The organism is Arachidicoccus sp. (assembly GCF_050436765.1).
Taxonomy (GTDB): domain Bacteria; phylum Bacteroidota; class Bacteroidia; order Chitinophagales; family Chitinophagaceae; genus Arachidicoccus.
In genome coordinates, this window is record NZ_JBNQGD010000129.1 from 21,176 (window position 1) to 30,756 (window position 9,581).

General features: G+C 35.9%; 10 protein-coding genes. 3 read left to right on the forward strand and 7 right to left on the reverse strand.

Features of this window, described 5'->3' with window-relative positions:
• Positions 1-971, reverse strand: a 971-nt coding sequence (locus tag ACQR30_RS05505) for a methionine aminotransferase (protein WP_429732425.1), incomplete at its 3' end; no start/stop codon positions are given.
• Between the two features lie 137 nt (positions 972-1,108).
• Between ACQR30_RS05505 and ACQR30_RS05510 the strand changes: the two genes are divergently transcribed.
• On the forward strand, positions 1,109-2,338 hold the full coding sequence (locus ACQR30_RS05510) for a peroxiredoxin family protein (protein WP_429732428.1): 1,230 nt from the start codon (positions 1,109-1,111) through the stop codon (positions 2,336-2,338).
• Positions 2,339-2,423: 85 nt separating this feature from the next.
• Here the strand turns inward: ACQR30_RS05510 and ACQR30_RS05515 are convergent, their stop codons facing one another.
• The 6 genes from ACQR30_RS05515 to ACQR30_RS05540 form a co-directional block, all read right to left on the reverse strand.
• Entirely contained in the window at positions 2,424-2,960 is a 537-nt protein-coding gene (locus tag ACQR30_RS05515; protein ID WP_429732431.1) for a Dps family protein, read from the reverse strand.
• A 132-nt stretch (positions 2,961-3,092) separates the two neighbouring features.
• Positions 3,093-3,773 (reverse strand): hypothetical protein, encoded by a 681-nt coding sequence (locus tag ACQR30_RS05520; protein ID WP_429732434.1) that lies wholly within the window; start codon positions 3,771-3,773, stop codon positions 3,093-3,095.
• A 169-nt stretch (positions 3,774-3,942) separates the two neighbouring features.
• The gene (locus ACQR30_RS05525) at positions 3,943-4,266 is read right to left on the reverse strand and encodes a DUF4907 domain-containing protein (protein WP_429732436.1); all 324 of its coding nucleotides are present in this window, start codon (positions 4,264-4,266) and stop codon (positions 3,943-3,945) included.
• Positions 4,259-5,290, reverse strand: coding sequence for a Kelch repeat-containing protein (locus ACQR30_RS05530; RefSeq protein WP_429732439.1), 1,032 nt, complete (start codon positions 5,288-5,290; stop codon positions 4,259-4,261). Before ACQR30_RS05530 ends, ACQR30_RS05525 begins: the two co-directional genes overlap by 8 nt.
• A gap of 190 nt (positions 5,291-5,480) precedes the next feature.
• Positions 5,481-6,197, reverse strand: a complete 717-nt coding sequence (locus tag ACQR30_RS05535) for a LytR/AlgR family response regulator transcription factor (RefSeq protein ID WP_429732442.1) — start codon at positions 6,195-6,197, stop codon at positions 5,481-5,483.
• Between the two features lies 1 nt (position 6,198).
• Positions 6,199-7,359: a sensor histidine kinase gene (locus ACQR30_RS05540; protein WP_429732445.1), complete on the reverse strand. Its 1,161-nt coding sequence runs from the start codon at positions 7,357-7,359 to the stop codon at positions 6,199-6,201.
• A gap of 251 nt (positions 7,360-7,610) precedes the next feature.
• On the opposite strand from ACQR30_RS05540, the gene ACQR30_RS05545 reads away from it, so the two are divergent.
• Positions 7,611-8,975, forward strand: a complete 1,365-nt coding sequence (locus ACQR30_RS05545; RefSeq protein ID WP_429732447.1) for a DUF4270 family protein — start codon at positions 7,611-7,613, stop codon at positions 8,973-8,975.
• A gap of 16 nt (positions 8,976-8,991) precedes the next feature.
• Positions 8,992-9,581 (forward strand): hypothetical protein (locus ACQR30_RS05550; protein ID WP_429732449.1); only part of this gene is annotated, 590 nt, incomplete at its 3' end.

A 9,581-nucleotide genomic window follows, 5' to 3' on the forward strand; every position in this document is an offset into this window, starting at 1 on the left:
ATGGCAGCGTAGCTATAACATTGAAAAAAACTCCCATTTGTCTTTAGCGGTTTTAATAATGTGTCTTTCAACAAATTCATAAAATAATCTCTTTTTTGTTGCATAATATTGGACAGATTAAGATAAGCATCTTTGTTCTCTATATAGGTCGCAATCGCAACCTGCGCTGGTGTAAAGCAACTGAAGCAATTATATTGGTGTACTTTTCTAAACTCTTTCATTAATTGGGGTGAGGCCACACAATAACCTATTTTCCACCCTGTACAATGATAAGTTTTACCAAAGGAAAAACATGCAAAACTTCTCTCCATCAATTCCGGATACTTCAAAACACTTTCGTGTATTTTGCCATCATAAATTAAATGTTCGTACACTTCATCGCTCAAAACTAAGATATTCGTATTCCTTGTCAGCGTAGTAAGTTGCTGCATATCATTTCTAGATACAATACTGCCGGTTGGATTATGTGGCGTATTGATAATAATCATTCGCGTCCTAGTAGAAATTTTCGCCCGCACTTCATCCCAGGGAATTTGATAATCAGGAAATCTCAACGAAATCAATATCGGCACCGCCCCGTTTAATTCAATCGCGGGAATATAGCAATCGTAAGCCGGCTCAAAAACAATCACCTCGTCTCCTATATGTAAGACCGTCGAAAGTGCGGTAAAAATAGCGTAGGTTCCACCAGGCGTTATTGTTATTTGTGTGTCTGAATTTATATCGGTGTCATACAAAAATTTGATCTTTTCAGCAATTTGTTCGCGTAACAATGGTAGTCCATTGGAATGCGCATATTGATTGTACCCATCACTCATCGCTTTGTTCAGAAGGCCCGGCAATGCGGCATCCATCGGATAATCTGGAAACCCTTGTCCCAAGTTAATAGCATCATATTGTTGCGCGAGCTGACTCATTTCTGTAAAAATGGTGCTGGTAATATTGGGAAGTTTAGATGCAAACTCTATCATATATTTTTATTGAAAGAAGAATAAAAATAAAACAAGAAAAGGAGCTTATGCAAAAATATTTTACTACCAGTCTTTTTTTAATCGGGAATCAAAAACTTGGGGCAATTTGCGTATTTTTACTGCTTAATCTCCTACCAATGAAAAAGAGTCTCCTACTAATATTCATTCTATCATTTTCTATCGCACTATCGGCACAAGAAACAACACATTCTAGACTTTGGCATGCTTCCATTCATCGCCCTGATGGAAAACAAATTGTGTTCAACATAGCCTCTACCGAAGAAGATGGCACCCCCGTTGTTTATATTCTGAACGCAGAGGAAAGAATGCGCGTACCCAATGTAGTGATAACACAAGATTCTGTTTTTATAACAATGCCTGTTTTTGAATCAGGATTTAAAGCAAAAATTATTTCTGCAGATAGCATTAATGGTGTTTGGATTCGAGCAAGTGTAGGTAAAAATATTGTACTGCCCTTTACGGCAACTACAAACAACCCCACACGCTTTACCGCTATAAATGGAGATGCAAAACAAAATATATCAGGCAAATGGGCCATGGCGTTTTCTGCTCAAACACAACAGAAGATCTCACCGGCAATTGGTGAATTTGTGCAGAAGGATAATCGCATTACGGGTTCTGTACTCACTCCTACTGGCGACGACAGATATCTTGAAGGGATTGTAAGTGGCGATTCAGCTTGGCTTTCAGGCTTTGACGGCATACACGCCCTCCTCTATGAAGCAAAAATTAATGGCGGCAAACTTAACGGGAAATTATACAGCGGTGCCACAAGTGTAGAGGATTTTACTGCGGTAAAAAACGATACTGCCACCCTACCTAATAGTGCAGCCATGTTTGTTAAAAGTGGGGAAAGCGGACATTTAAATTTTAGTTTTAAAAATCTTGATGGCAAACAAATTTCCATCAACGATCCACAATTCAAAAACAAAGTTGTAGTGATTGATATTATGGGTTCATGGTGCCCCAACTGTATGGATGAAACTGCTTTTCTGAGTGACTTTTATAATAAAAATAAGCAGCGTGGTGTAGCGATGATTGGCTTGTGTTATGAACTAACTACAGATTTTACCAGATCCCGCAATAGTATCATGAAATTTAAGGATCGTTTCAACGTTCAATATCCGTTACTGATAACAGATGTTTCCGTCGCAGATCCTATGCGTACCGAAAAAACATTACCACAACTCACGCCTATCAAAATGTTCCCCACTACTATTATCCTTGATAAAACAGGCAAAGTACGAAAGATAGACACTGGTTTTGAAGGCCCGGCCACCGGTGAATACTATACTCGATATGTAAAAGAGTTTAATGACTATATAGACAAATTATTAAAAGAATAAGAGAGGGGGCTCAAATAGTGATCGACTCTTATCTATATAAATGCAGGCTCAACAGCCTGCATTTATATAGATAATTTACCTCAATTTATTTAGCAATGTAGCTTCTGCAAAACCAAGCCCATTGCTCATGCATTTTCAATAATCCCGTAACAAAATCGGCAGAACCTGCATCTTTGTATTCATTTCCAAAGTCATCGACATCTTTTCGTAAACTACGTATAATGACCTCATGATCGGATAATAAATTACTTAATTGTATATTTTGATCATTAGTGTATTCTCCTTCCAGTAAATTTGTTTGTTTCAAAAAATCTTCCAGACGACCTTGGGCATAATGCCCTATCTTTCTAATTCGTTCTGCTATCTGATCAATTACTTCCGCTAACTCAGTGTATAAACCCTCATAAAACTTATGCATTTCCATAAAGTTGGCTCCTTCCACATTCCAGTGATAATTGCGCGTTTTAGCATATAAAATCTGCTCATCAGACAGCAATCGCTGTAACCTATTAGCCACAGCTTGCGCATTTTTAGCCGAGATACCTATATCTAAACCCGCTGCTATTTTTGCTGACTTTAATTTTACAGAAGTTCCTTCTTTTAATGTTTTATTGTGCTTCATCTAGTTAAATTTATTGGTGATTAGAATAATCTTTATACGAATACACTATGACAAATTTAACTATTTTGGATTACTTAACCCCTTCATTTATTTATACTTCCATTAAAGTTGTATTAAATTTTTACCTGCAATTTAAATGAAATACTTTTCAATAAGCATTTCGACATATCTTTCGTTGGGTAGTTGAAGTGCTTCAAAAATATGATTAGCAACTGTTTTATCGCAATGATAATAGGTGCCTTTATCAACCAGGCTATAGTTGGCTTTCCTATTCATTTTATTTTCAAATGACTTCACCACTTCTTCTATTGTTACGTCCTTAGGGTTAATTAAATGAACTGTTTTATTCAATTGACCCCATTGCAAATAATAGTTTGCCATAGCTGCAAGGTGTTGTACATCTATTAAGTTTCGGTTGGTGTTTTTCCAGACCTCAAAAGGAGTGGCATTCAATAAATGATGAAAAATAAAATTAGTCAGGTTGCCAGGCTGCCCACTTTTACCTACGACATTCGAAGTCCGTGCTATCAGGTATTTCGGAGCCATCAATTGCACTAACGACTCCATGTTCTTTTTGTGCAATAGATAAGGAGTATTCTTGCTGTCGTCAGTATCCTGGATGCTGTAAGAACTGAAATAAACAACCGTCTTCCCTCGGTACTTTGAAATATTATCTCGCAACAAATTTTCTTCACGTAAACATTGACTCTGTATATGTCCAAATAAATTAGAAACACCTGATGCACAATATAAAACATCGTCATTATCTACTTGCCGCAACGCGGTACCAATTAGCCCATTGCCTAAAATCATCTTTACAAATTTTGAGTAAAGGTAAAATAACACAAAAGAAAGTATAACCCGGCCCACCACCCTATCACAACTCGCATAGACAGTATAAAAAAGGTTAGTCCTAAAAATTAGAGCTAACCTTTTTCTTTGAATGTATGTTCAGTCTAGCAAATAGCTAAAGAATACAGGATTAAAATTGAACACTCACCTTTCTCAAATCATCAGAATCTAAAGCAGGAGACTGTCCTTTCTTTAATTTATCAATTACCATTTGTCCAGCCTCAACAGCCTGTTGCTTAGTTTTAAAACCTTGACTACCACCAACAACAGGTATTTTATCTTGTTTTATATAAAGCTTCTCGCCGGCAAAAATCTCGTATCCCCAACCAACACTACTTTCCAAAGGTTCCACTCTTAATTGTACCCACTCTTTGGATCGACTATGTTTAGCCGTACAAGATAAAGATAAGGATGCAACAATTAGTAAAAGTGCCGCAAATCTTAATTTAATCATTTGCATTATAAGTTTCCGAAGGAACAAACTCGTCAAAATTATCGTAAGGTGTTGTCGTGCTGACACCCGTACCAATGAAAGCTCTACCATTTACAGTAAATGCTACCGCACCTTTTCTTGGTGAACGAGTGTTTTCATACGGAGTCCTGGTTTCCCACAATTTAGTTGCAAAATCATAACTCCAAGTAGAAGTTAAAAAACTACCGCCATCAATTGATTGACCTGTAGCTACAAAGGCGTTATCTCCTACGACAAAAGCAACTCCATTGGTACGCGCGATATTTGTATAGTTATCGTCAAAACTAGAATCAGTAGTATTACTAATATCTCTCAATCTTGTCCAAATGGAAGTGGAAGGATTATAACTCCAAAAATCGACAGCCGCCTGTCCACCACTATTAGTGCCTCCAACTACATAGCCTATATTCTTATAGACAAAAGACATAGCACCTAAGCGTTTATCTCCGCCCAAGCTAACTTCGGACTTCCAAGTATCATTAGTAGCATTATAAGAATACATGTCTTTGTAATAATTACCATCCCAACCACAAGTAATATATCCATTATCGCCTATTGCAAAAGCTGTCGCCCTGGAGCGCGCTGCCCCTGGAAAATTCGCCTTCTTCGTCCAAGTATCTGAGGTAGGATTATATTGATAAAAATCATTAAAATAGGTACCATAACTATCTGTACCAGTTCCCACATACCCATTCCCATCAATAGCCATTCCCACAGCAGCTTCTCTAGCTGAAGGCATTGATGCAACTTGTGTCCAAGCATTATTGGTTGGATCATATTTCCAAAAATCACTCAACAATTTATTGTTCCCATCTAAACCGGTGCCTACATAGCCAAAATTGCCAATTGTAAAAGCAACTGCAAATGAACGCGCATTGCCGTCTAAAGTGGAAATTTTCACCCAATTGCCTTCCGTGTCGGTTGTAGCGGTAGTCGATTTGGTACAGGCCGATAGATATAAAATACTTGCACTTACCAAAAGAATAGATGATTTCAGTTTATTCATTTTTATGTGTATGTTTTAATTTGTGGATGAAAGTATTTGTTGCATCTTGCTTTTATTAGTTAAAATTGATTGAATGCTACTTTTTATTGACAGAATGCCTATTTTCATCTACCAAATAGTTTTCTTGATCTAAATGGATAATTCTTTATGTATGTTTTTCCCAAAAGAATCCATGGATACATTGCAGTGTTTAAGAGTATCTCTTAACAATATTTTTTAATTGTCCTTTAAATGCATCACTGACTGGAATTTCTTTATTACCAACCATTATGCTACTTCTAGCGATCATATCAATTTTGGCAAGGGAAATAATATAGGATCGGTGAACCCTAATAAATTCATCTGTTTTAAATTTCTCCTCAAAAGATTTCAAATTTTGAAGGGTAACAATAGGCTTGGCGTTAAGTCTTGTGTAGATTTTAGAATAGTCCTTTAGCCCCTCAATATAGAGGATATCATCATAATTTACTTTTATCAGCTTATATTCTGTTTTAACGAAAAGGAAACGATGGTGATTTTCATGAGTAACTATATTACCGCCTGATTTTTTAAGTTCGTGATGCTCTTCCGCCCTTTTAACTGCATTCAAAAACCGAGGAAACTCAATAGGCTTTAGGAGAAAATCGAGTACATCGAAATTATAGCCTTCAATCGCAAACTCTTGAAAAGCGGTTGTTAAAATAATATCAGGCTTCGATTTCAAATTTTTTAAAAAATCTATACCATTTAAATCCGGCATCTGAATATCCAAGAAGATCAAATCTATAGGCTGTTTATTTACATAGGAAAGCGCTTCCAATGAATTGATAAAAGTTTCTTTTAATGACAATTCCGGCATCTTTTCTATAAAGTCTTTTAGCAGTTCTATGGCCAGCGGTTCATCGTCCACTACAATGCAGTTTATCATTTTATATTGTGTTTAATTGTATCTGAAGTTTTACTTTGAAAGACTTTCCAATATTCAGAACGCTAAGATGATGCCTTTGCCCATACAGAATCCTAAGGCGTTCTTTTACATTGACAAGACCAATGCCACCAAATTCTCTTATAACTTTTGGCGGAAAAATTCGGTTCTCCGTTTCTAGGACAAGTTGGTCATCTTTTATCGTTATTTGAATATCAATTCTACATTTCTCATTATAACTAATTCCATGCTTGAAAGTATTCTCTATAAAGGGGATTAGCAACATTGGCTCAATTTTTAAATTATCTTTAATCCCCTGAACTAAAAAAGCAATCTCCAGAAATTCCGGCAGCCTGAGTGTTTGCAAATCAATATAATTTTGCAGATATTCTACTTCCGTACTCAGCGAAACAAAATCAACATTTGTATCGTAAGTCATATACCGCATTATCTGAGATAATTTCAAAATACCGCCTTCTGTATTTTCTGACTTCATGTGCGCCAATACATATAAGCCATTTAAAGAATTAAATAAAAAATGTGCATTAACCTGCGACTTCAAAAACTTCAATTCCGTTTTTAGATTCTCTTTCTGTAATCTTTCGTTTTCTCCTTCTGTATTAAACCAAACTATAGAAAGTTTTACAAAAGACCCAAGGAATAAAAGCAGGAGGGAAGTTGTAAGTGCTTTTTTTAAAATGATAAAGAAAAGAAACTGTGGTAAACCCCAAATTTCAGGGTCATCGACTTCCCCATCAGTCCATCCCCTCCACGTCGACGTCCGCTCCATCATCTTTGGTCGTGGATTAGAAAATTTCCCTTCTTCTGTGGCCTTAACGGCGGCAATGTTATTCTCCGGCAAATGTTTGGGGTCAAATATTTTTTCAACGGCAATTTGCTGAACACCTACCGCCACCAGTGAAATGAATACCAAAAGAAAATATTTCACCCATTTCTTATAAATAAAAAACCGAGGAATAAGAAAATTCACATTGAAATAAAAAAGAAACAGCAGGAATAAATCGTTTATAAATTCCCTTTTATAAAATTGCAAATTCATTAATCTACCTTGATACAAATATAAAGGAGCCAAAAACACCACTATCCAAAACAAAATTTGAGCCGCTATCCGCCATACTTTTGCTATTCTAAACTTGAGTTCCATTACTAATTTTGACAGTATTATAAAAGACACATTGGGCTAATAAAGTTAAATATTCAGGAAGAAACAATACTATTAAACAGAATTATATCTTTTTAGGAATTGTTTTCCGAATTAAAAATACATATTTTTTTCTTTTTATCGATAATTATTACCGATTAGTCTATTAAAATAGATAATTAATCCATACTAACAACTTTGTAACAGCATAGCAACTTATCATTGCAACTTCTTAAATCTCTTATAAATAAAGTATGTATTATCACAAAAGACGGGCTTTGCTGTATTACCTGGGAATGTTAAGCACCACTTTATTTATGGGGTCCTGCGTAAAAACAAACATTCCATTTGGTCAACAGTTTGTAGATAATGGATACACGCAGATTATACAAATAGATAGTTTTACTCCTAGATTATCTACCATTTACATAGATTCTTTCCCTACTTCTACAGTTAATTTCAGCTTTGTCGGCAAATATACCGATTCGGCTTTCGGCAATGTAAATGCATCTGCTTATTTTCAATTGGGAGCACCTGCATATGATGCTTCTTCTACAGAATTTAATGCAGCTTCTTTTGACTCACTTACACTCTACATCAAACTTACGAATGCATATTATGGAGATACGACGCTGCCTATCAACATTCAGGTGAATCCTTTGACCGAACGAATTGTAGCACCAAATAGTGCCAATAATTCCACTATTTTATACAATACAGATTCATTTTCAAGTGCGGCAACCCCTATTGGCCAAACTTCTTATCTACTAAAACCGGGCTTCATCAATTCGACTAACGATTCGATCTCAATACGATTAGACGATAGTTTAGGAATAGACATACTAAATAAGCTGCGAACAAAAAATGCGAGTATAACCTCTAATGAGTTGTTTGCACAATATTTTAACGGCATTAAACTCTCGGCGACATCCAACACCGACTTAGCCATAATGATAAGCGATAGTGTCACGATGAGATTATATTACAAGACACCTGCCGCTCCATTTGCCATACAAAAGATTGCTTCTTTTCAATCGTTTAATAATGGACTGCATTTTTCCAATATTACCATTAATCGCACAGGTCAATTAAAAAATGCCAATATTGGAAGTGTCAATAATGAAATACCTTCTCAGATGACCGATAGTAGCGCCTTTATGCAACCTATTACGGGCACCTTAGCCAAAATTACCTTTCCCTCGATTCAATCAATAGTACAGACGCACAATTTTATAAAGATAGCTAAAGCAACCTTATATATAAAACCTGTTAAGGGCAGTTTTGAAGGCATTTATTATCTTCCCAATACCCTTCAACTTGCAGGCACAGATTTAAATAATGGGATAGGCAATCCTATCACAAATGCAAGCGGTGCAATAGAAACAGGGAATTTAGTAGTTGATTATTTAAACGGCGTTAATACTCAATATAGTTATGATGTTACCGCATTTATTAATTCACTCATTTCTAATCAAACAGCCAATTCCAGAAAATTAGGTTTAATTTTAAGCCCAATAAGCTCTTCATTGTTTAGCGGCTTTAGCAGGCTGATACTGGGGGATGCAAATAATTCAAATGCTCAAATGCAGTTGGTCATCGACTACATTTCTCTAAAATAATATTAACTGAATGATTTTGAAGAAAATAAGGTATTTTACTATTGTGGTTGTCTTTTTGTCAAAAGCATTACCGTCTGTTGCACAAAACAACACTTCGCCTTATTCAATGTTGGGCATAGGTAATATTGTAAATAACTATTTCGATAGGTCTTCTGGAATGGCAAATAGTGGTATCAGTCTTTCGTCTCCACATAATATGTATGAGGCTAACCCTGCTTCCCTGCCTTTCTTAAATGATCACTATTTCAATTTGGAATTAGCCGGCAATTTTAGTAGTATCAAATATACAGGTACACCTATATTGCAATCTACAACCACCAATGAGCTTCAGGTACAACGCGTCGAAATGGGCATGAAAGTAAAACCTTTTTGGGGTTTCAGCTTTGGTCTTTCCCAATATAGCAGTAGTAACTATTCTTTCAACGGTCAAAAAAATACAATCGGAACCAACATCTTTAATCCTACTTATACAGAAGGTTCTGGCGGCATCAATGAGGTATCCTTTTCTAATGGTTTTCGGATTGGCAGAAATTTCTCTTTTGGAATCAAATCTTCTTACTTATTTGGAAGTCTACAACAAGACTCAAGTTTACTTGCCAATAGCAT

Bases quoted from the DNA above. Each gene is read 5' to 3' on its own strand.
- ACQR30_RS05510 (WP_429732428.1), top strand. From the start codon at position 1,109: ATGAAAAAGAGTCTCCTACTAATATTCATTCTATCATTTTCTATCGCA.
- ACQR30_RS05515 (WP_429732431.1), bottom strand. From the start codon at position 2,960: ATGAAGCACAATAAAACATTAAAAGAAGGAACTTCTGTAAAATTAAAG.
- ACQR30_RS05520 (WP_429732434.1), bottom strand. From the start codon at position 3,773: ATGATTTTAGGCAATGGGCTAATTGGTACCGCGTTGCGGCAAGTAGAT.
- ACQR30_RS05525 (WP_429732436.1), bottom strand. From the start codon at position 4,266: ATGATTAAATTAAGATTTGCGGCACTTTTACTAATTGTTGCATCCTTA.
- ACQR30_RS05530 (WP_429732439.1), bottom strand. From the start codon at position 5,290: ATGAATAAACTGAAATCATCTATTCTTTTGGTAAGTGCAAGTATTTTA.
- ACQR30_RS05535 (WP_429732442.1), bottom strand. From the start codon at position 6,197: ATGATAAACTGCATTGTAGTGGACGATGAACCGCTGGCCATAGAACTG.
- ACQR30_RS05540 (WP_429732445.1), bottom strand. From the start codon at position 7,359: ATGGAACTCAAGTTTAGAATAGCAAAAGTATGGCGGATAGCGGCTCAA.
- ACQR30_RS05545 (WP_429732447.1), top strand. From the start codon at position 7,611: ATGTATTATCACAAAAGACGGGCTTTGCTGTATTACCTGGGAATGTTA.